We start from the raw sequence: 19,931 nt of genomic DNA, 5'->3' as shown, positions 1-19,931 counted from the left end.
GATCAGAAGTTGACGCTGGCTCCGGCCGCCTTGCACGCGGCGGTGAGCTCCGTGCCGGCCTTCTCGAAGGCCCCGTTGTCAGCAGCGGACTCCGGATCGGCGGCCGCCGCGGCCTTGCCCGCCTCGGCGCCGAACGACTTGAGGGCAGCGGCCACCTTGCTGTCTGCGCCGGCCGAGGCCAACGCGGCCGTCTTCTTCTCCAGATCGGCAAGGATCTTCTTGAAGTCCGCCGCCGTCGGCTCACCAGCCGTGGCGATCTTCACCAGCTCGGCCTTCATCTCGTCGGCGGCCTTACCGAACGACGTGCAGAGTTCCTTGTCGGCAGTGGAGCCCGTGGCGGCCGACGACGCCGGCGCGGCGGAAGGGGAGGCAGCGGCCGTGGTCGCGGCGGCGGACGTGCTGGCAGACGGGGTCGAGCCGGCGGTCGTCGCCGCGTCCCCGTCACCGCAGGCGGTCAGCGCGGTGGCAGCGGCAAGGATCAACAGTGCGGAAGCAATTCGAGAGTGATTCACGGACGCGCACACTAACCGATGGACAAGAGATGATCCATTCGCGCAGGACAATTCCGGCCATCACGGTGTTTTTGGGAGCGGCGCGCCACGGTCAGGGCACGCCGGAGGTTTGGCCGAGGACAACTTCGAGCACAACCAGGAAGGTCGATCCCGTTGCCAGACAGGAGTGACGCCCGTGAAACGACCTACTCTCGGCATCCTCCTCGTCGTCCTGGGCACCGTCATCGGGTCTGTGCTCGCCGGCACCGTCGGTGAGCGCCATCCGGACGCATTCGTGGCCGTGTCGGCCGGCATCATCATCCTCGTCCTAGCCGCCGTGCTCGTCCACCTGCTACGCCAGCGGCGGCAGCGAGACTGACCACGCCACGAAGGACACCGGAATCAGGGGTACGCGACGCGATCCTCAGCGCGCGCGGCGGTAGTGCATGGCCACCGCGCCGTTGCGCAGCGGATCCGCCGAGAGCAACTCGAGCTGGCGCGTGGCGGGCAGCCCGCCCTGGTACAGCGTCGGGCCGTGGCCGGCGATCCTGGGGTGGACGAGCAGTTTGTACTCGTCGATCAGGTCCAGCCGATCGAGTTCGGTCGCGAGCGTGCCGCTTCCGAGGAGGACCCCGGCCGGGGTCGCGTCCTTGAGCTTCTGTACGCCCTCACGCAGATCGCCGACGATGCGGTGGCTGTTGGCCCACGGGAAGTCCTCGCGCGTCGACGACACCACGTACTTGGGTTTGGCCTCCAGCTTGACCGCCCACTCGCGGAGGGCCGGCGGCGCCTCCACGTCGCCACGGGCGACGGCCGGCCAGTAGCTCTCCATCATCTCGTAGGTGACGCGTCCCCACAGCATCGCCCCGCCCTCGTCCAGGAGACGGGTGAAGAAGGCGTGCGTCTCGTCGTCGGCGATCCCCTCCTGGTGGTCGACGCAACCGTCCAGAGTGACGTTGAGGCTGAAGGTGAGGAGTCCCATGGCCGGCGAGTCTAACGTCACTGCGGTGCCGCCCAGGCGGGCTTCGCGCTCAATCTCGACCTGCGCCGCCCCGGGTCTGTTGGTCACACCGGGCGGCAGCCCTGCGCCCCTCGTCGTGGGCCGCGCCGGTTTGCGAGGCATGGATAGGCTTCGTTGTCACGGGGGTGACCGGCAAGCAGCCAGTGGCGAGGAGGAGCCGATGACACCTCGACCGTGTACGGACGGCACATTCCAGCACCTGTCCGTGGATCTCGACGACGCGCCCGGCGGGGACGGCGGCGAGACGGGTCTCACGCTCTGCTCGACTCCGGAGCGTCCGGTCTGGGGCAGTGACCAGTGGGCGATCAACACCGCCTACGAGATGCATCGCCGTGACACGTACGTGGACATCGCCACGTTGCCGCCGTGCGTGGAGTGCCTGCGGGTGGAGCAGTTGCTGACCGATCCCGATACGGCGCCGCCACTGCATCGCAGGACCCCACGGCCGGACTTCGCCTCCGGGTTCACCGGTGAGGAGATTCGAGGGGTCCTTCGCACCGACATCGCCACCGGAGCCTCGCTCGGCCTGCGGGCCGCCGTACATCTGCTGACCTTCACCGCGGTTCCGGACCAGCCGGGTTTCGGTGACCTCGTGGGGGTCCTGGATCTGCCGTGGGACATGGGTGACACCGTGCGGATGGGGCAGGTCACCGATTGGGCGGCGGTGGTCGACTTCGCGGCGGCCGCCGACGTGCCGGCCCGGGACCGCCGGATGATCGCCGTGGCCGCGAGCCTCGCCGGGGGGCCGCCGGTCGGACTCGAAGCCGCCGTCAGTTTCACCGACGATCCAGCGGCGGCCCGGAGGGTGATCGAGGCGATCGCGATCGCCACGGGTCACGGCGACCGGTGGCAGCTCACCTCAGCTGAGTAGCGGCGGACACTCCAGGACCGCGATCGAGTTTCCGGCGAACAACCCCAGGTGCGGGTGCCCGGAGAAGATCCGAACCGCCTCGTCGTGCGAGTCCGCCTCCACGATGGAGTAGGCGGTCAGGGCGTCGGTGAAGTCCTCGACACCCCGGCCGGTGACCCGCTTCTTCGCGTTCAACGGAGCACCGGGGTCGACGATGGCCTTCTCGTTGGCCTGCGCCCAGGACGCCCACGCGTTGAGGAACTCGGTCTGCTGCTGGTCGGTGAGTTCGGTCTTGTCGGTCTCGTCGGCCGCGCCGTTGAAGAGCGCAAGGAACCTGCCCATCCCGGCATCGTACCGGTGACCCGCTCTTGCCGCCGGGCCGTGATCACGACCTTCGCGCTCCGGCCTGCTGTGGCACAGCTACGCATCAGTCCTTAAGAAAATTAAGATCAACCTCTTGGAAGTTGAGGATTACTGAGCTATAAATTCAGGTATGACAGATCAGGCGATGGATTGGCAAGACCTCACCAGCCTGACGCGGGGGCAGCCGTTCGTCGTCGAACGGGTGCGCCTGGCGAGCAACGGCGTCGCGATCGAGGGCGAGTTCGAGCCGCCGCAACTGGCTCAGCTCAACGTCGAGGATCAGGTCTTCGTCACGGCGTTCGTGCGCTGCCACGGTTCGATCAAGGAGATGGAACGCATCTTCGGGGTGAGCTACCCGACGATCAAGTCACGACTCAACCGGATCACGCAGATGCTCGACTTCGTCGAGACCGATCCGGCGCCCTCGCGGGCCGACATCATCGACCGGTTGCGCCGCGGTGAGATCACCGCACAGCAGGCGTTGGCCGAGCTGGACGGCCGGACGTGATGCCGCAGCTGGTGACCGTCAAGGTCAACCGCCCGGACCGCCGACCCGTCCGCGTCTGGGTTCCGGTGCTTCCCGTGGCGCTCGTGCTCTTCCCGGTCGTGGTCCTGGTCGTGCTGGCGGCGATCGTGGCCTGCCTTGTGTTCCGCATCGGTGTGGTGCGGGCACTCGGCGCCGCCTGGCGTGTCATCTGCGCGCTACCCGGCGCCCGCTTCGACATCGAGCAGGGCCGCACGGCCGTGCTCGTGGCTATCCGATAGGAGACGTTCGCATGACCGAACAACGCAAGGACATCCTCGACCTGCTGGCCGCCGGCAAGATCACCGCCGAGGAGGCGGAGCAGCTCATCGCCGCCCTGGAACGCGACCAGGCACCGGCGACAGCGGGTCACGACGCCCGACCGAAGGGCAAGGTGAAGTACCTGCGGGTCCTGGTGGACGCCACCGACAACGGCGAGCCGTCGCGGGTGAACGTGCGGGTGCCGCTGCAACTGCTGCGCGCCGGCGTACGGCTGGCGGCCCTGGTCCCACCGCAGGCCCTGGTCAAGGCCAACGCCTCACTCAGCGACTCGGGTGTGCCGATCGACCTGACGCAGCTCAAGCCCGAGCAGCTGGAGGCGCTCGTGGAGCACCTCGACGAGGTGACCGTGGAAGTCGATTCGCCAGATGCCACCGTGCGGGTCTTCTGCGAGTAGACGCCGGCTGCGGGGGCAACTCACTCGCGCCAGCCGGCGAGTGCTGCCCCCACTGGCGAACGGCGTGCGTTATGGCTCACCCCAGACGACCCACACCCACGGCATGACGACGCCTGGCCATCCGGTTTGGCTGCCCGCCAGGTCGATGTGCTGTTGAACGGTATGACTCAGAGGTATGAATATGACTCTGAGGTATAGCGCTCACGACCGCATTCACCCCCGCCGAGGTGACCGACAGTCACCGCTGGCCGCCGGTTGCGCCCACCGCCAGGAGAACAGCTGTGAGGCCGTCGCACGTCAGCTGCGCCTCGGTCCGGTCCTCGGCGCGCTGCTGAGGCGGCCGTTCGGTGAGCTCGTCGAGGAAGTCCAGCGCGCCGTCGCTGCTGAACGGTCCGGTTCCGAACGTACCCACGTCACCCTCTCCGGCGGCGTCTCAGCCCTTGGCCTGGCTGCGACGGGTCCGCCGACGGGGCTTGTCGTCGCCGCCGGCCAGCCGGGTGAAGGTGAGCATGTTCGCCAGCGCCACGGCGATGATTGCCAAGCCGACCTGGATCGCGAGCACGACCCAGTCCCAGCGCAGCACCCACACCTCCACGTTGGCCCCGTCGTCGATATCCAGCGCCCTGGCGACCACGGTGCCCAGCACCGCCGAGCCGACGCCGAGGACGAACGTGGCAAAGACACCGATCCGCTGCCTCCCGGGCAGGATGAGTCGGCCGAGCAGGCCGACGAGGGCACCGATGAGCACCGCGCCGAGATAACCAGTTACCAGCATTGCCGAATCTCCCCTCCAGCAGTGCCCGGGTACATGCCCGAAACTCACGTTCCCGGAAACCCCGCCCAGATCGAGGCCCGAGGCCCGGGGCGTGTCAGCTCGATCCACCCATCGTCGCCAGTCACGCCACGCCGGCCGGCGCCGGCTCCGCTCGCATGCCGGCCAGCCACCGCAGGAAAACCGGCTCTACCAGGGCGGCGAGGCGGGTATAACCAGCCGCGAACGGATGATAGGCATCACCCGCAGCGATTTCCTGGCTCCAGACCGGGTCTGCGGAGAGCTCCGTGACATCGACGAACGGCACGCTTCGGGTGGTACACACCTGCGCCATCGCGGCGGCGAGGTCGGCCGCCCGTTCGCTTGCCTGCGGGTCCAGCACCGGCGGCGGCCCCACGACAAGCGTGTGCCACCGTGCGGCGTGGGCGTCATCGAGCATCGCGGCAAGCAGCGCGAGTGATCGGTCCGGCGGGACACGAACCTGGCCGAGCTGCATGTCCACGTCGTTGGTCCCGAACGCGAACACGACCCCGAAAGCCTGGCCGTCCTTGAGGCGGACACGGGCTTCAGGAAGCCAGCGTTGGGCCACGTCCAGGGACGTGTCCCGGCGAACCCCCATGTTGTAGGCCGTCAGATCACGGCCCTGCGCACGGGCGGCAGCGGCCACGTGCCCCACCCAGCCCACACCGGACGGGTCGCCAACCCCTGCCGTGAACGAGTCACCGAAGAAGCACACCCGCAGGTCGCACCGCGATCCCGTCGCGCCGGGCTCCTCCGGATAGGCGGATAACATGCCCACAGCATATCCATGCACTTGAGCGCATCACAATGCGTTCAGGTGTCAATCTCCATGACTTCAGACTGCGATTCTGCTACCCGGTGCGGCGCGGTGACGTCTCCAGGTCAGCGAGCAACTCCGCGGCCTGTGCAAGCTGCCCTTCGTGGAACACCGGTATGCCGTGACGGAGCAGTTCCTCTGCGGCTACTCCCCGTCCGGGCACGGTACGGCCGGTGAACGAGCCGTCATAGACCACGCTGCTGCCGCAGGTCGGGCTGCCGTCGACAAGGATCGCGAGCGCGACACCTGCCTCCACCGAGCACCGCGTTCCACAGTGGCGGCAGGTGACGCGCCGCAGAGAGGGCTTCAGCTGGCAAACGCCGCGGAGGAGGCCGGTGTTAGGTTCGCTGACATGACCGGGCAGATCACGGCCGCGCGGTTCCACGCGGCCGACGGCGTCGAGGACTGGCGCTGCCTCTACCACCTGGTCTCGACCTACTTCCCGACCGGTTCGCTGGCCAGGGGCATCGCGCTCGTCGACGAGATCGGCCGGTTCGCCGACGAGGCCCAGCAGCAGTACCTCATGGTCGACCTGCGCGGCGCCGGCGTCACCGTGAGCCTGAGTCGACGCGACATCTCGTTGGCCCGGCGCATCTCGGCTGCCGCCAGGGAGTTGGGCCTCCCCGCCGACCCGACCGCCGTACAACTCATCAACGTCACCCTCGACGCACTCGCCGGCGCGGACGTGCTGCCGTTCTGGCGGGCGCTGCTCGGCTATGGGCAGATCGGCGACGACTACCTGTTCGACCCGTCGCGCCGCGGTCCGGGCTTCGGTCTGCAACCGATGGACGAGGCGCGCCCCCAGCGCAACCGCATGCACCTCGACATAGCTGTCCCACACGATCAGGCGGAGGCTCGCATCGCCGCCGCCCTGGCCGCCGGCGGCACCCTGGTCTCCGACGCGCATGCACCCAGGTGGTGGGTCCTGGCCGACGCCGAGGGCAACGAGGCATGCGTCGCCACCTGGGTGGGCCGCGAATAGCAGGGCCGCGAGCCGCACCTGGTGAGGCCGGCGCGACGCTGTCCGCGTCCACAAGCGCGAGACCTTGTCCCCAGCGTGGCCCCCGACCGCTGGGTGGATAGATCGCGGCTCTCCAGCCCGACGGCCGGATGATCGAGTCTGATCGTTCTTGAACGCCTCGGTCCGTTTCATGGCATCTCTTGATCCGGATCGTATAAATATGATTCGATGCGATCAGACGATGCCGTGCCACCTCTGGACACCGCAGGCCGGCGAGCCCGAGGCGTCGCCTGCCACACGTTGACCGGTTGACTGGAGATCGCATGACCAGCCCTCGATCCGCTCCGCCTCGGCAGACTCCGGGAGCAGCCCGCCCGCGCCGTGCCCGCGTCAGGCCCACCGCGCTGAGCATGCTGTCGATCGCAGCGCTTGCCCTGGCGTACGTGGTAGCCATGCCGGTCGCATCCACGCCAGTGGGCCTGACCATGGAAGCAGCCGCCGCCTACGTCAAACTGGGCAACCGGACCACCGGCAAGTTCATCGACGGCATGGGCCGGACCACCAACGGCGCCGCTGTCGGCCAGTATTCGTCGTCGTCCAGCGACAACCAGCAGTGGACGATCGATGCCGTCGGCGACTACGTCCGGATCAGGAATCGGGCCACCGGCCTGTACCTGGACGGGATGGGCCGCACGACGGGCGGATCCATCTGCGGCCAGTGGAGTGACAGTGGCAGCACCAACCAGCAGTGGACCCGAGAGGACTCCGGCGGCTACGCCAAGTTCAGGAACCGGGCCAACGGGCTGTACCTGGATGGCGGGGGCAGTACGTCCGACGGCGCCAACCTCGTCCAGTACGCGAACAGCGGCAGCACCAACCAGCAGTGGATCGTCACTGACGTGTCGACTCCGGGATCGGGCACGATCACGGTGGACGGCAACAACATCCGCGCCGGCAACGTCAACGGCCTGACGTTCAAGGGCTTCGGTGCGCTCAGCGCCAACAGCACCAGCGAGTTGCTGATGGATTACAAGGCCCAGAGCCCGACCGCGTACGCGCAGCTGCTGCGGGTCCTCTTCGGTGGGGAGAGTCCGGTCTTCACCAACGTGAAGATCGAGATGGGCAACGACCGCAACAACTCCACCGGACCGGACCCCTCGACCATGCGTTGGGAGTCCGAGACCCCCAACGTCAAGCGTGCGCAGGGCTTCCAACTCGCCGCCGACGCGAAGAAGGTCAACCCGAACGTCAAGGTGTCCCTGCTGCGCTGGAACTCCCCCGGCTGGGTGAACAGCAACGACAAGGTCTACACCTGGTTCAAGAAGACCATCCTGAGCGCGTACCGGACCTACGGGTTCATGGTCGACTACGTCAACCCGGGTCTCAACGAGCGCGGGGCGGACCTGAACTGGACCAAGACCTATGCCAACCGGGTCAGGACCGACAGTGCCGACTTCGCCAACTCGACAGAGCAGTCCCGGTACAACCAGCTCAAGGTCGTCATCTCCGACGAGGTCGGTGTCGGGTCGTTCGGCGGCAGCATGATCAGCGACGCCGGCCTGCGCGACGTGGTGGCGGCGGCCGGCTACCACTACAGCCCCGACGACGACAGCGCCGGCAACTTCAAGCGCCTGGCGATGGACTACGACAAGGAGATCTGGAACAGCGAGGCACAGGCGACCTTCGGCAACTCCGCCCTACGCCCCAACAACAACATGCGGTCCCCGTCGGTGGTCGGAACCGGCATCGGCGGCACCAACAGCGCCCTGGAGATGGGAAACACCATCGTCAAGGGATTCGTCAACTCGCGCCGGACCAACTTCATCTACCAACCGGCCATCGGGTCCTTCTACGAGGGTGGGCAGTACTCCTACAAGGAGGTCGTCAGCGCCCGCGATCCCTGGTCGGGCTGGCTGCACTACGACGCCGCCATCGACGTGCTGCGGCACTTCAGCTGGTTCGCCAAGACCGGCTGGGAGAACTCCAGCAACACGGCCGGTATCTGGCGCGCCGTCCCCGAATCCAGCTACACCGGAGCGACCGGGACGAACCCGGTGGTCGGGCGCAACGGCACGCCCAGCTATCTCACGCTCGCCGCGCCCGACAGGCGCAACTTCTCCACGGTCTTCATGAACGACAGCGAGTACAGCCAGTCGTACCGCCTCCAGCCGGTGAACATGGCCTACTCCGGCGCGCCGGCCCTACAGGTGTGGGAAACCCGCGCGGCCGACCCCGGCCAGGCGTTCAACGCCAACTACCTGAGGCACCTCGGCAGCGTCCCGGCCGATGGCAGCGGGGTGTACACCGTGACGGTCCGGCCGAACTCGGTCGTCACCGTGACGACGCTGGCCAACCACACCAAGCCCGAGTACCTGGAACCCCTGCCGGTGGAGGGCCAGCGCACCGTGCTGGACACCGACATCTCCGGCGACGTGCAGAGCACCAGCGACAACATCCTCTACGCCGACGGCTTCGACTACACCGGCAAGACAGTGCCGGTGATCGGCAGCGGCGGCACCATCACGGGCACCGAGGACTTCATCACGTCGCGGGGCGGCGCCAGGAGCGTCATCCCGCGCTACGCCAGCGACCGCAACGGCGCCTTCGAGGCGTACCAGCCGGACGGATCGACCAATTACGTGCTGCGCCAGCAGCTGGACGGCCCGAGCCAGGGCCTGGGCGGTGCGTGGAACGGCGGGGACGCGGTCACCAGGATCGGTGACAGCCGGTGGCTCAACTACAAGGCAAGTGTCGACGTCTCCTTCGAGAACAGCAGCACCCAGAACGGCGCCAACCACGCCCGGCTGGGCATCCGCGAGCAGCACGGTGACAACGGTGCGCCGTACTCGGTGAAGTTCACCTTCGACGGGGGCTGGCAGTTGCTGGTCAACAACAACGCGGTCGCCAGCGGCAACGTGGTCAGCGGCGCCGGCGGCGTACGGATCGGTGGGTTCAACACCGCGCACAACGCGTGGCACAACATCGCGCTGAGGGGCGTCGGAAGCACGGTGACCGCCTACCTCGACGGCGTCACACTGGCCACCTACACCGACCCGAATCCGAAACTGTCCGGCCGGATCACGCTGGGCAGCGGCTACTACTTCACCCGGTTCGACAACCTCAAGGTGGAGACGGTCGACGGAAGCCCGCCGTACTACTCCGAGGTGCTGGACAACCTGGAAATGTCCGACCTGGCCAACCCGCCCGCCAGGAAGCTGGTGTACGGCGGGTCCTGGGCGCACGAAAACGGTAAGGGTATGTACAACGTTCAGCGGAGCCTGTCGACCAGCCAGGGCAGCGGCTCGACGCTTACCTACACGTTCGCCGGCACCGGACTGGACATCATCGGGCCGAACAACGGCTCGGCCGTCCTGCAGGTCACGGTGGACGGCACGGTGGTCAACTCCGCAGCGAGCACGCTCGCCTCTCCCGAGTTCTCTCAGACGTACGCCCTGCGCAACCTCGGCGCCGGCACGCACACCGTGGAGATCATGGTGCGCAGCGGCACTCTCGTCGTGGATGCCGTCGGGGCCGTCCGGCCGTGATACCGGTCGCGCCGGACAGCCAGTAGGACCCGCATCGTCCCGTCCCCGTCCCCGTCCCCCAACAGAAAGGACGACGCAATGCGACCTGCCATGTTCAGCCGCCCCCTGTCGCGAATGGCCAGGCTCGTGGCCACCAGCGCGGTGATGGCGACCACGGCTGCCGCAGCGGCAATCGCCATCACCGCTACCGCCGGCCCAGCCGCTGCCGCCACCAGCCAGTTCAGAGGCATGAACTGGGCTCAGCTGGGTGACAACTTCAGTACCAGCCCGCTCGCCGTGCAGGGCCTGAGCCAATCCGACAGCTACGCGACAGTGCAGGCCAAGGCCAACGCCCTCTACGACGACATGGCCTCCACCATGGGGATCAACACCGTCCGGCTGCCCATCAACACCCAGACAGTGGCCAACACCACCTGGTGGAGCGCCTACCGGGGCGCCATCGACGCCGCCACTGCCCGTGGAATGAAGGTCATCCTCGCCTTCTGGACGGACCACAACTCCGGCGCGAGGATCGCGAACCTCGCCGCGTGGAACACGATGTGGTCCAGCGTGACCAGCGCCTACGGCTCGAACACCAACGTGTACTTCGAGCCAATGAACGAGCCGGGCGGTTACAGCTCGGCACAGTGGCGCGACATCGCAGCCACCTGGCTCAGCACCCACTACTCGGCCGTGCCCAGCCGGGTGCTCATCGGCGGCACCGGCGCGAGCCAGGACCTGCGCGACGTCTGCAACGACAGCCGCTTCAACGGCACGCTGCTGTCCTTCCACCACTACGCCTTCTTCTACGGCTCGATGACCTACGACGCCTGGCGAAGTCACATGCAGACGCGTCTGGGCAACTGTGCCTCCCGGGCGGTCGCGACCGAGTTCGGCGGGCCCATGGACAACGGCCTCAACTACGCCGACGCGAACAGCACCGACAACTTCGTGCGCCACATCCGTGCCATGGCGCAGGTCATGCGTGACAACCAGATGGGCGGCACCTACTGGCCCGCCCTCGGCGGCAAGAACTCCGGCTCCGGTCACGACTGGTACTCGATGTTCGCCCTCAGTGGCAGCGGCACCAATCTCAACCTGACCATCCGCAACACCTCTGGCGCCGACCGGATCCGCTATGCCTATGGCGACAACATCGGCGGCGGCTCCACGACGCCCCCGCCCTCGGGGACCCAATACCGGATCAACAACGTCAACAGCGGCAAGGCGATGGACGTGATCGGGCAGTCCACGGCCGACAGCGCCGAGATCAAGCAATGGACCTACGCGGGTGGCAGCAACCAGAAATGGCGCTTCGAGGACGCCGGTAGCGGCTACTTCCGCATCGTCAACCAGAACAGCGGCAAGTGCCTCGACGTCGCCTCCGCCTCCACCGCAGACGGCGCGAACATCGTCCAGTGGACGTGCGGCAGCGGCCAGAACCAGCAGTGGCAATGGCAGTCGCAGGGCAGCAACTTCCGGCTCGTGGCCCGGCACAGCGGCAAGTGTCTGGACGTGTACCAGTCAGGAACCGCCGACGGCGCGGACATCCAGCAGTGGACCTGCGGAAGCGCCAACAACCAGCGCTGGACAAGAACCGCGGTCTGACCGGGGCTCAGCAAGGCGGGGTGGCAGACCGTACGGCACGGTCTGCCACCCCCGTTTGTTGACAACCATGACCGCACAGGTGTGGGAAGGCGAGCCCGGAGGACGGCCACCGCGTTGATCATCGGTGGGTTGTGAGGACAACCGAAGATCGTGCGGTGGCCGGGTGGATCCGGCCAAACCGGCGTCGTGCACAACGGCTCCGACCCACACTGTGGGGTGCGGAGGCGGTATCGGCAGCTGACGTGCAGATCGTCCGGTTGGGGTGGCCGCCGGTGCCAACGGTCCGACCACACCAGCGTCCGCCACTGACGCGGTGCTCATCGGATGCTCATCGGTCTGCGGCAAGGTCGAGAGCAACGCCTGCCGACGTCCGGCAGGCACACCGTTCTGGCACCACTCACTGGGAGAACAGCACGTGGACCTGCAACTCAGCGGCAAGACCGCCTTCATCAGCGGATCCAGTCAAGGCATCGGTTACGCCACCGCGAAGGCCCTGGCCGGCGAGGGTGTCAACGTGGTCCTCAACGGCCGCGACCCGGCAAAGCTGGCCGAGGCTGTCGACGTGTTGCGTCGGGAGGCGCCCGGCGTGTCCGTCACTGGTATCCAAGCCGACTTCTCGGTTGTCGAGGACGTCGACAGGCTGTGCGACGAACTGCCCAGCGTCGACATTCTCATCAACAACGTCGGGCTCTTCGAGCTCAAACCTTTCGACCTCATCTCCGACGAGGAGTGGCGGCGCTACTTCGAGGTGAACGTGCTCAGCGGGGTCCGGCTCGCGCGGCACCTCATGCCGGCAATGCTCGATCGGGGGTGGGGCCGGATCGTGTTCGTGAGCAGCGAGTCGGGCGTCAACATTCCTGCCGACATGATTCACTACGGCACGTCCAAGACGGCGATGCTCGCAGTGGGCAATGGCCTGGCGAAGCTGACGAAGGGCACTGCGGTGACCGTCAACTCGGTGCTGGGCGGCCCCACCTATTCCACTGGCGTCGCCGAAACGGTCAGGTCGCTGGCCGATGCCCAGTCCCTCCTTGAGGATGACCTGAAGGTGGCGATCATCGGCGCCAACCAGACCTCCCTACTGGGACGCTTCATCGACCCGAGTGAGATCGCAAACACCGTGACCTTCCTCGCCAGTCCCGCCGCGTCCGCAATCAACGGATCGGCGGTACGCGTCGATGGAGGTGTGCTGACGACGATTCTGTGAGTCCGCGGCGGGATTACCCCGCCGAAGCCGGTACCGGTGGCTGGGGCGGCGCAGCTGCCTCCGTCGCGGGTCGAGCAGGCCCCGGGCTGCGGTCCTGATCGCGATGCCGGGCATCGGGGCCAGGACCGCGCATCCTGACGCCCCGGCGTGGTCACGCGCCATCGTCCCGGGCCGGAGCAGCCGGCCAGTCAGCGGGTGAGGCCGACGAGCGTGGCCAAGCGCGCCACGCCGGCCGGTGCCGGCTGCGCGCGGGCAACATCGGCGATCACGGTACGCGCCAGAGGCCGGCACCGAACCTCAGCCGGCGCGACACTGTCTGCGTCCACCAGCGCCCGTGCGGCGCCACGCAGGTCACCCACCTGGAGGTACGCCCGCGCGACGTCCACCAGGTACGCGCCCCGATACTCGGCCGGCAACCGCCGCCACGCCTCCCGCCGCACCACGGCCGAGTGCCGCCGGAGCGCCTCGTCGGCGTCACCCCGTTGCGCCGCCAGCACCACCCGAGCCAGGTCGACGACAACCGGCCCGAAGCCGGTGCGGTGCTGATCGTCGTACCCCCGAAGGTGTGCGGCGACCCCCGCGGCCCGGTCGGTCAGCTCGGCGGCGCGGCGGTGCTCGCCACAGCCGGCGGCGGCCAGCGCGGCCTGGACCAGCAGCGTCCCGCCCACGGCCCACTCCCCCGCCGACCACCCCCGACCCTCGCCCCCGTGATCATGAGGTTGGCGGGCGGTTCGATCTCCACGCGGCTCGTCAACCTCATGATCACCGGGGCCGGATGGGGGCGGGTTGGTGGGGGTGGGCGGGAGGATGCGGTTTGCGGCCGTTAGGGCCGCTGCCAGGGCCAGGTGGTCGCGGTGTGACGCGCGGAGCGCCTGGGCTACCGCGATGGTCGCCGTTGCCGCGAGGATCTGGTTGTCTCCGGCGGCGGCCATCGCCCGATCGGCCGCCAGCCAGGCCAGGTCGGCCTCGTCGAGCTTGACCAGCAGCGATGAGGTGATCCGGTACGCCGGCACCAGCACCTCCGCCGACCGCACGCCCTGGACGGCGTCCAGCAGACCCGGCAACACCCGCACCAACTGCCCGTAGTGCGCGTGCTGGTAGGACAACCAGGCGTACCCGATCTGCCGTCGCAGCTCCTCCGGTGCTTGCGCCGGGGCCGGTGGGATGTCGTAGCGGGCGAGCGTGGCCCGGATGTCGTCCACCCCGTCCGGCGTACCCGCCGGGGTGCTCGGCTGCTGACCGAGCAGCACCTCCGGATCGACCCGCAGGACGTGGGCCAGTTCCTGGATCACCGAGTACCGGTCCAGGGTGCGCACGCCGCGCTCCACCTTGTCCACCCAACTCTTCGACCTACGCAGCCGGTCGGCGAGCATCTGCTGCGTCATCGACCGCCGCACCCGCCAGCGGGCCACGCGACGACCGATCGGGAGGTCATCGTTGGTCACGCCGCCACCGCCGGTCCGGGACCGCGCGGGTCGTGTCGTCCACGGGTACGCGGTCCGCCTCGGCCTGGGCCAGGAGGCGCTGTTTGGCAGCCTCCCGCTCGGCCGCCTCACCCGTGTTGTCCGGAACGTTGTCGTCCTGCCCGCTCATCCCCGCCTCCTCCGTCATAGTTCCGGGAGGCTCGCCGCCCTCCCAGGCCAGGACGTGCTCACGTCCCAAACCGGACACTAGGGGGGATTGGTGATGCGGTGATTACTGGCAGTTATGTGGCCAGGTTGATGCCGATGCGGCCGGCAAGCAGCCGCAGGTCGTCGGGGATGGCTCGGCGTTGGGCACGCTGGGCCAGGGTCACCACGGCATCGCGGGCAAGGGGGTTGATGGCGAACGGGATTGGCGCGGCCTGCTCGGCCCGAATGAATGCGGCGAGGGCCTCGGAGTCCCGACGACCACCGTCCGCGAGCGCTCGCCCGATGTCGAGCCAGTACGACAGTTGGCGATTGGATGCCTTGAGCACCTGCGGTCGCACTGTCCGGGACAGCTCGATTATCTTGCCGTACTCGCCCTGCTCAGCCGCGATGGACATCTTCCAGAGCCCCACATTGGTCGGGCCGAAGCAGCAGCCGTTGAAGCCGCCTCCGTCGGCCGGATCTCCCAGACTCGCTGCCTCACGGGTGGCCTCTGCGAGGTGGTCACGAGCATCGTCCGGGCGAGCGTCCACGGTCGAGGCCAGCGCTGCCATGAGGTGAAGCTGACCAAGCATCTGCCGCACCCGGACATCGGTTGCGTTGCCCTGAAGCTCCACCAGCGAGCGGTTACTGACTCTGGCTGCCAAGCGCGCAGACTCGATCGGCAGGCTCTGCGCGTAAATAAACCGGGATGCCCCGATCCACGCTCGATCCTCAACGTCCTCAGCAGCCGATACGGATATCCGGGAAGCGTTGAGGGCCAAGTGGCGATAGCCGAGGTGCCTGAGGCAGGTGGAGGCTAGGTAAGCGACCTGAGCGAGCGCGACGCCACCCACGGCGGCGGCTTCGAGCAGCAGAGTGGGGAGCAAGCGGGCCATGGCCGGGTAGTTGCACGAGTTGCGGAGCCGGTCGGCGCGGGCGATCTCGGCCGTCAGTTGATCCTGGGTGTAGGCCGACGGGCGGCGCTCGCCGTCCTCGATCTCGATCAGGGCCGACCAGACCGCCGGCACACACTCGGCGGCGCTCTCACGGGCCGGATCCCCGGACTCGGTGCCCTGGCCGAGCAGATCGGCCACCGTGACCTGAAGTGCGGCAGCGAGAGCGACCAGGGTGGAGCGGCGGTCGATGGTCTTACGGCCGGACTCGACCTGCGACACGTAGGACTGGGTAACGCCAGCTAGCCCAGCGAGCACAGCCTGGGTCATGCCGCCGCGGCGCATTCGCCAGTACCGAATCCTGGCACCGATTGTGCCCGGCCTCTTCGCCATGTCGCGCCCAACTTCAAGTGGAGGACTGGGATGTTTACCCGACCCTAACACGCCTCGCAGCCCATATCGCCATCACCGAAGTGCGTGAATAGCTTTGCACCTGCGTGAATACCGGAATTCGCGTCGAATGTCCGTGTGATCAGCACAACCTGAAGACTAAATAATGCTAAACGTTGATCACTCAGTCGATCCGACAGCGCCGCCGTTGCTGCCATGGCGGATGTGGCTAAACCCTCCAGGCCCAGATCCCAGGTGGCAGATTCCGACACAAGTAGCCGCGCGCGACCACCAAGCCGGCGGCTGCGCCAGCCCACCAGACGGATACCCGACTGACGCTTGACTTCAAGGTGACTCAGCGTGTACCACATCTAAGTTCTACTCGCATAGAACCAGTCCCGCGAACAGCTATTCCAATATGGCGACGGAGAGTCACCTTGACAGGTATAATCGAGGCAGCGTTCAGCATTCTGGCGAAGGTCGCGGCGCAACCAACCCTTGATTTTGCCAAACGCCAAGAGGCAGTAATCAGGACCCTCAAACAACTACACCTAGACCCTCGCGTGCCACCAAGAGACTTCGAGGCACTCTACGCCTACTCCTTAGTCGAGTTTGGGTACGGGAAGCCGAATCAGGTCCTGGATTTTTTCCGTGACGAGCACCTGCGAGATGCCTTCTGGTCTTCTTTTTCAACCAACGACTGGTCTCGCTGGAATGACGAGGCCGGCAACTTGGTCGATCGTCTCTCCGAGTCTCGCGATCGCCAGGGGTTCGGAAGTTGGATAAAAGAAGAGCTACCCTATTTCCTGGACGTATTTCACCGCCTAGTCGATCGCAGTAGGCCGGCAGCAGACGCGCGACTTGAGCTGAAAGTTGACGAGATACGGACCGCACTGGACAACCTAGAGCGTGTCAGGATCGAAGAGGAGTCGAAAAGGCAAGACCGAGAACCCGAGCGGGCGTCCGCGACCCCTGCAGAACGCCTAGCAGGTGATCTTGCTGGCTGGTTTCGGGCCGTCGGCTACCTAATCGATGCGCAGTTGAGCATTGATGATGAATCATTCGAATGGCTGATCAGGGTGCCGGTTCGACGTGGTCGATTCGAGCATGTAGTGGTTCTCGGAACAGACGGTGAATTGGCCGTCTCACACGTTGCGAGAATGCAACGACGGGTCAGCTCCACCAATGCCGTCGAAGGCTGGTGTGTCGCACCCAGAAGGGTTAGTGCAGCTGCCCGAGAATTCGCAGCAAAAGGCAATCAATCGGTCACCTGCTACACCTTCGACGAACTCCTTGATGAGGACGCAGATTTTGAGCCTTACATCGATTGGCTTGAGAAGGAGGTCGGCGCACGTCAAATCGAAGAGCAATACGTCCCCCTTTCTTGCGTCAAATCAGAGTATGACAAGGCCAATGAGAAGGGTGTCGCCAAAAGCGAATACGATTGGCGCACCGGCGGGCTCGATTCGTACGTCACGAGTTGGCTCGAAGATCCATCCAAGGAGCATCTGTCGCTACTTGGAGAGTTCGGCACCGGAAAGACATGGTTCACACTGCATTTCGCCTGGCAAATAGCCAAGCTTTGGCGAGTAGCCAAGGAGAAGGGGTTGCCGCGGCCTCGCCTTCCCCTCGTGATACCTCTTCGGGATTACGCAAAAGCAGTGACCGTGGAATCCCTATTCTCGGAATTCTTCTTCCGCAAACATGAAATTTTGCCAGGCGGATACTCAGTATTTCGTGAGCTCAACCAGATGGGACGATTGCTTCTCATATTCGACGGATTCGACGAGATGGCGGCCCGAGTCGACCGGCAGGCGATGGTCAACAATTTTTGGGAACTGGCTTCGGTGGTAGTGCCGGGAGCGAAGGTGCTTCTCAGTTGTCGGACAGAACATTTCCCCACTGATAAGGAGGGCCGTGACCTCTTAGCAGCTAAATTGCGTAACTCGACAATAAACCTCGACCCCGAAGTCCCGCGCTTTGAGGTCGTGGAGCTGAAGCCGTTCGACGACGATCAGGTCCGGCTAATGCTCCGCAACCTGACGGATGAACCTACGACATCTCTCATCATGAACGATGATGTCCTTCTGGACCTCATGCGACGTCCGGTGATGTCAGAGCTTGTACTAGACGCGCTGCCTGAGATCGAGGCGGGTGCGAAGATGGACCTAGCACGTGTGTACCTCTATGCGGTGCGCCGAAAAATCGATCGGGACATCAGAGCTGAGCGGACGTTTACGTCCTTTGCCGACAAGCTCTATTTCATGTGCGAGCTCTCGTGGGAGATGCTGTCGAGTGGCAAGTTGAGTATCAACTATCGAGAGTTCCCTCAGAGGATTCGACAACTTTTCGGCACGATTGTCGAAGAAGCTTCTGACCTAGACTATTGGCATCACGACATGAGAAGCCAGACACTTCTTATTCGAAACGCAGGGGGCGACTACGCCCCAGCCCACAAATCCCTCTTAGAGTTCTTGGTTGCTTTCAAAATAGCTGCCCAGATGGGTGCGCTTGGCGAAGAATTCCTTGATGCCGTGGAGCCGACACCGGCCGCGAACAGCTACCGATGGTCGGAGTACTTCCTACTACCACGACGCGAAGGGCGATTGCCGGAAATCGCCTCTTTTCAGCCCGAAGCAATTGAGGAGATCGCCAGGACTGTTGGCGGGGAACCACCTACCGAGGCGTTGGTTGATTTCCTATCATCCATGGTCGGAGACCAACGTGAGCAACTCCTCAACATTATTTCCGCCATGCGAAAGACTCCGGGTTCGACCGGCTACCTAGGTGCCCTGACACTTGGGCTTCTCAGTAGAATTGCAGTATCAGAAACTGCTGCACTCGACCTGAGCGGACTATCTCTTCCTGGGATAAATAAAGAATTTTATCTGATGGTGCCAAATCTAAGTCAGGCGAATTTGCAAAATTGTGATCTGCGATCAGGGAATGTAAGGCACATTTACCTGGTAGACGCCGATGCCAGGGGAGCGAATTTGGATACTGAAGAGCTCCTACGAGGAGGTCGGGCGGTCTGGGGGATGGGATTTTCACCTTCAGGGTGCCCAATAGCCCGAGTTGGAGACAGCATTCTGAAATGGTCTTCAGATGACCTAGAGACTCAACCCAAAGTTATATTTGAGGGAGCAATGAAGCGTGATTGGCGAGGTGGGCGGTTTCTGTCGAAGGGCCTTATGGCGATAGAAGTCCGAGAATTTAGTGGTCCAATGGAACACCATCTGGACAGAGGTTACCGAAGGCGGGAATGGGCGATCCTTGATACAGGAGTCGGAAGGGTCGTTCACCGTGTAGCCGGAGCAGGATTCACGAACTTAATCTGGCAGGGCCGTCCAGCCCTAGCCGTTCTCGAAGACCCACTTTCGAATCGCTGCAACATCGTCGATCCTGTAAGCTTTTCCAGCATAGGAACGCTAGAATTTCCCATCAGTCTCGACGACTTATACGTCTTCCACTCTCCCGAATTTGGAATCTGTTATCTGGATCATGCGTCCAGGAACATTTACCGCAGACAGAATAATGAATGGCTACAGTTCTTGGACTTGGATAAAATTGACGTCAGGGAGATTTCCGCAGTAGAGGACTCCAATGAGCCTTCTTTCTGGCACTTCAATGACGGCCATTTTTGGATCTACGAGGGAACCGCATCACTTTATTCGATCAACGGAAATCTGCTGTGGCGCTCAGGAGAGTACCAAAGCTCGCCCGTTGGGTTCGAGCTTCTGCCTGACGGTCGAACAATTCTGGCCGCCACGCGACAGAGCGTTGACATGTTTCGCATTGACTCGCCGTCGCCTCAATGGTCGACGCCCTTGGCGCTGGGCGCAAATCTGGTGGAGGGCACCAACGCCCACGACAAGGTTCTCGTATCGACGAACGCTGGTGAGCTTTTGACAATTGAGATTGCGACAGGAGTAGTTAAATCGAGAATCTCCTTCAACCAACACCTCAGAGGGCTCCGCCTAAGTGAATCTTTGGTGACAAGGAGAAGTGTCCGCGACTCTTTGGAGCTTAGCGGGGTAATCTTCGATTAAATTGCCGCATTTCTAGCTAAAGCTTTCCCCACCTTGACCTCGGGCAACTTCCAGCGAACAGACGCCATTCGCTAAAAGTTGAGCCTTCGAAAGTGCCCGCAGTTCAGGGGAGGGTGGCCTTGCTGCCTACTGACAAAGGGCTTCCTCTATCCGAA

Annotated in this window: 21 protein-coding genes; 10 read left to right on the top strand and 11 right to left on the bottom strand. The window is 64.9% G+C overall.

Annotated elements, in window-relative coordinates; all coding sequences use genetic code 11:
* Window positions 1–2: 2 nt before the first annotated feature.
* Window positions 3–524, bottom strand: a complete 522-nt coding sequence (locus AB0C25_RS19015) for a hypothetical protein (protein ID WP_357374783.1) — start codon at window positions 522–524, stop codon at window positions 3–5.
* A 163-nt stretch (window positions 525–687) separates the two neighbouring features.
* Here AB0C25_RS19015 and AB0C25_RS19010 point away from each other — a divergent pair, with 163 nt between their 5' ends.
* On the top strand, window positions 688–870 hold the full coding sequence (locus AB0C25_RS19010; RefSeq protein ID WP_357374781.1) for a hypothetical protein: 183 nt from the start codon (window positions 688–690) through the stop codon (window positions 868–870).
* 45 nt (window positions 871–915) lie between these two features.
* On the opposite strand, the gene AB0C25_RS19005 is transcribed toward AB0C25_RS19010, so the two are convergent.
* Window positions 916–1,473 (bottom strand): dihydrofolate reductase family protein, encoded by a 558-nt coding sequence (locus AB0C25_RS19005; RefSeq protein ID WP_357374779.1) that lies wholly within the window; start codon window positions 1,471–1,473, stop codon window positions 916–918.
* A 199-nt stretch (window positions 1,474–1,672) separates the two neighbouring features.
* On the opposite strand from AB0C25_RS19005, the gene AB0C25_RS19000 reads away from it, so the two are divergent.
* Window positions 1,673–2,383, top strand: a complete 711-nt coding sequence (locus AB0C25_RS19000) for a hypothetical protein (protein ID WP_357374776.1) — start codon at window positions 1,673–1,675, stop codon at window positions 2,381–2,383.
* On the opposite strand, the gene AB0C25_RS18995 is transcribed toward AB0C25_RS19000, so the two are convergent.
* Window positions 2,372–2,704 carry a hypothetical protein gene (locus AB0C25_RS18995; RefSeq protein ID WP_357374774.1) on the bottom strand — a complete coding sequence of 111 codons (333 nt, stop codon included), beginning with the start codon at window positions 2,702–2,704 and terminating at the stop codon, window positions 2,372–2,374. The two genes, AB0C25_RS19000 and AB0C25_RS18995, sit on opposite strands and share 12 nt — an antisense overlap.
* 151 nt (window positions 2,705–2,855) lie before the next feature.
* On the opposite strand from AB0C25_RS18995, the gene AB0C25_RS18990 reads away from it, so the two are divergent.
* Genes AB0C25_RS18990 through AB0C25_RS18980 form a run of 3 tightly spaced genes read left to right on the top strand, consistent with a single transcriptional unit; the run spans window position 2,856 to window position 3,924 of the window.
* Entirely contained in the window at window positions 2,856–3,233 is a 378-nt protein-coding gene (locus tag AB0C25_RS18990; RefSeq protein ID WP_357239000.1) for a DUF2089 domain-containing protein, read from the top strand.
* Window positions 3,233–3,490, top strand: coding sequence for a hypothetical protein (locus AB0C25_RS18985; protein ID WP_357239003.1), 258 nt, complete (start codon window positions 3,233–3,235; stop codon window positions 3,488–3,490). The genes AB0C25_RS18990 and AB0C25_RS18985 overlap by 1 nt, the downstream gene beginning before the upstream one ends.
* 11 nt (window positions 3,491–3,501) lie before the next feature.
* Window positions 3,502–3,924 (top strand): hypothetical protein, encoded by a 423-nt coding sequence (locus tag AB0C25_RS18980; RefSeq protein WP_357374772.1) that lies wholly within the window; start codon window positions 3,502–3,504, stop codon window positions 3,922–3,924.
* Window positions 3,925–4,162: 238 nt separating this feature from the next.
* Here AB0C25_RS18980 and AB0C25_RS18975 read toward each other — a convergent pair whose 3' ends face one another.
* The 4 genes from AB0C25_RS18975 to AB0C25_RS18960 form a co-directional block, all read right to left on the bottom strand.
* On the bottom strand, window positions 4,163–4,336 hold the full coding sequence (locus AB0C25_RS18975; protein ID WP_357374770.1) for a DUF4259 domain-containing protein: 174 nt from the start codon (window positions 4,334–4,336) through the stop codon (window positions 4,163–4,165).
* Window positions 4,337–4,357: 21 nt separating this feature from the next.
* The gene (locus AB0C25_RS18970) at window positions 4,358–4,699 is read right to left on the bottom strand and encodes a GlsB/YeaQ/YmgE family stress response membrane protein (RefSeq protein WP_357374768.1); all 342 of its coding nucleotides are present in this window, start codon (window positions 4,697–4,699) and stop codon (window positions 4,358–4,360) included.
* 121 nt (window positions 4,700–4,820) lie between these two features.
* Window positions 4,821–5,489: a GDSL-type esterase/lipase family protein gene (locus tag AB0C25_RS18965; RefSeq protein ID WP_357374766.1), complete on the bottom strand. Its 669-nt coding sequence runs from the start codon at window positions 5,487–5,489 to the stop codon at window positions 4,821–4,823.
* Between the two features lie 79 nt (window positions 5,490–5,568).
* Window positions 5,569–5,790, bottom strand: a complete 222-nt coding sequence (locus AB0C25_RS18960) for a DUF523 domain-containing protein (RefSeq protein ID WP_357374764.1) — start codon at window positions 5,788–5,790, stop codon at window positions 5,569–5,571.
* A gap of 96 nt (window positions 5,791–5,886) precedes the next feature.
* Between AB0C25_RS18960 and AB0C25_RS18955 the strand changes: the two genes are divergently transcribed.
* The 4 genes from AB0C25_RS18955 (at window position 5,887) to AB0C25_RS18940 (ending at window position 12,834) form a co-directional block, all read left to right on the top strand.
* Window positions 5,887–6,516 carry a VOC family protein gene (locus tag AB0C25_RS18955; RefSeq protein WP_357374762.1) on the top strand — a complete coding sequence of 210 codons (630 nt, stop codon included), beginning with the start codon at window positions 5,887–5,889 and terminating at the stop codon, window positions 6,514–6,516.
* A 389-nt stretch (window positions 6,517–6,905) separates the two neighbouring features.
* On the top strand, window positions 6,906–10,040 hold the full coding sequence (locus AB0C25_RS18950) for an RICIN domain-containing protein (protein WP_357374760.1): 3,135 nt from the start codon (window positions 6,906–6,908) through the stop codon (window positions 10,038–10,040).
* A 114-nt stretch (window positions 10,041–10,154) separates the two neighbouring features.
* Entirely contained in the window at window positions 10,155–11,627 is a 1,473-nt protein-coding gene (locus AB0C25_RS18945) for an RICIN domain-containing protein (protein WP_357374758.1), read from the top strand.
* A gap of 415 nt (window positions 11,628–12,042) precedes the next feature.
* The gene (locus tag AB0C25_RS18940) at window positions 12,043–12,834 is read left to right on the top strand and encodes an SDR family oxidoreductase (RefSeq protein WP_357374755.1); all 792 of its coding nucleotides are present in this window, start codon (window positions 12,043–12,045) and stop codon (window positions 12,832–12,834) included.
* Between the two features lie 188 nt (window positions 12,835–13,022).
* Here the strand turns inward: AB0C25_RS18940 and AB0C25_RS18935 are convergent, their stop codons facing one another.
* The 4 genes from AB0C25_RS18935 to AB0C25_RS18920 all read right to left on the bottom strand — a co-directional run bounded on the left by AB0C25_RS18935 (window position 13,023) and on the right by AB0C25_RS18920 (window position 16,098).
* Window positions 13,023–14,279: a helix-turn-helix domain-containing protein gene (locus AB0C25_RS18935; protein ID WP_357374753.1), complete on the bottom strand. Its 1,257-nt coding sequence runs from the start codon at window positions 14,277–14,279 to the stop codon at window positions 13,023–13,025.
* Window positions 14,266–14,427 (bottom strand): hypothetical protein, encoded by a 162-nt coding sequence (locus AB0C25_RS18930; protein ID WP_357374751.1) that lies wholly within the window; start codon window positions 14,425–14,427, stop codon window positions 14,266–14,268. Before AB0C25_RS18930 ends, AB0C25_RS18935 begins: the two co-directional genes overlap by 14 nt.
* A gap of 112 nt (window positions 14,428–14,539) precedes the next feature.
* Complete coding sequence (locus AB0C25_RS18925; RefSeq protein WP_357374748.1) at window positions 14,540–15,730, bottom strand: helix-turn-helix domain-containing protein; 1,191 nt, start codon at window positions 15,728–15,730, stop codon at window positions 14,540–14,542.
* Window positions 15,731–15,774: 44 nt separating this feature from the next.
* On the bottom strand, window positions 15,775–16,098 hold the full coding sequence (locus AB0C25_RS18920) for a hypothetical protein (RefSeq protein WP_357374746.1): 324 nt from the start codon (window positions 16,096–16,098) through the stop codon (window positions 15,775–15,777).
* 66 nt (window positions 16,099–16,164) lie between these two features.
* Between AB0C25_RS18920 and AB0C25_RS18915 the strand changes: the two genes are divergently transcribed.
* Complete coding sequence (locus tag AB0C25_RS18915) at window positions 16,165–19,776, top strand: NACHT domain-containing protein (RefSeq protein WP_357374744.1); 3,612 nt, start codon at window positions 16,165–16,167, stop codon at window positions 19,774–19,776.
* Window positions 19,777–19,931 lie beyond the last annotated feature (155 nt).

It is taken from the genome of Micromonospora sp. NPDC048839 (genome assembly GCF_040649915.1).
Taxonomy (GTDB): Bacteria; Actinomycetota; Actinomycetes; order Mycobacteriales; family Micromonosporaceae; genus Micromonospora.
This window is presented reverse-complemented; position numbering and strand designations above follow the sequence as displayed.

Excerpts from the sequence above, each read along its gene's own strand:
- AB0C25_RS19005 (WP_357374779.1), bottom strand. The coding sequence starts at position 1,473 with ATGGGACTCCTCACCTTCAGCCTCAACGTCACTCTGGACGGTTGCGTC.
- AB0C25_RS19000 (WP_357374776.1), top strand. The coding sequence starts at position 1,673 with ATGACACCTCGACCGTGTACGGACGGCACATTCCAGCACCTGTCCGTG.
- AB0C25_RS18995 (WP_357374774.1), bottom strand. The coding sequence starts at position 2,704 with ATGGGCAGGTTCCTTGCGCTCTTCAACGGCGCGGCCGACGAGACCGAC.
- AB0C25_RS18990 (WP_357239000.1), top strand. The coding sequence starts at position 2,856 with ATGACAGATCAGGCGATGGATTGGCAAGACCTCACCAGCCTGACGCGG.
- AB0C25_RS18985 (WP_357239003.1), top strand. The coding sequence starts at position 3,233 with ATGCCGCAGCTGGTGACCGTCAAGGTCAACCGCCCGGACCGCCGACCC.
- AB0C25_RS18980 (WP_357374772.1), top strand. The coding sequence starts at position 3,502 with ATGACCGAACAACGCAAGGACATCCTCGACCTGCTGGCCGCCGGCAAG.
- AB0C25_RS18970 (WP_357374768.1), bottom strand. The coding sequence starts at position 4,699 with ATGCTGGTAACTGGTTATCTCGGCGCGGTGCTCATCGGTGCCCTCGTC.
- AB0C25_RS18965 (WP_357374766.1), bottom strand. The coding sequence starts at position 5,489 with ATGTTATCCGCCTATCCGGAGGAGCCCGGCGCGACGGGATCGCGGTGC.
- AB0C25_RS18955 (WP_357374762.1), top strand. The coding sequence starts at position 5,887 with ATGACCGGGCAGATCACGGCCGCGCGGTTCCACGCGGCCGACGGCGTC.
- AB0C25_RS18950 (WP_357374760.1), top strand. The coding sequence starts at position 6,906 with ATGCTGTCGATCGCAGCGCTTGCCCTGGCGTACGTGGTAGCCATGCCG.
- AB0C25_RS18945 (WP_357374758.1), top strand. The coding sequence starts at position 10,155 with ATGGCCAGGCTCGTGGCCACCAGCGCGGTGATGGCGACCACGGCTGCC.
- AB0C25_RS18930 (WP_357374751.1), bottom strand. The coding sequence starts at position 14,427 with ATGAGCGGGCAGGACGACAACGTTCCGGACAACACGGGTGAGGCGGCC.
- AB0C25_RS18925 (WP_357374748.1), bottom strand. The coding sequence starts at position 15,730 with ATGGCGAAGAGGCCGGGCACAATCGGTGCCAGGATTCGGTACTGGCGA.
- AB0C25_RS18920 (WP_357374746.1), bottom strand. The coding sequence starts at position 16,098 with ATGTGGTACACGCTGAGTCACCTTGAAGTCAAGCGTCAGTCGGGTATC.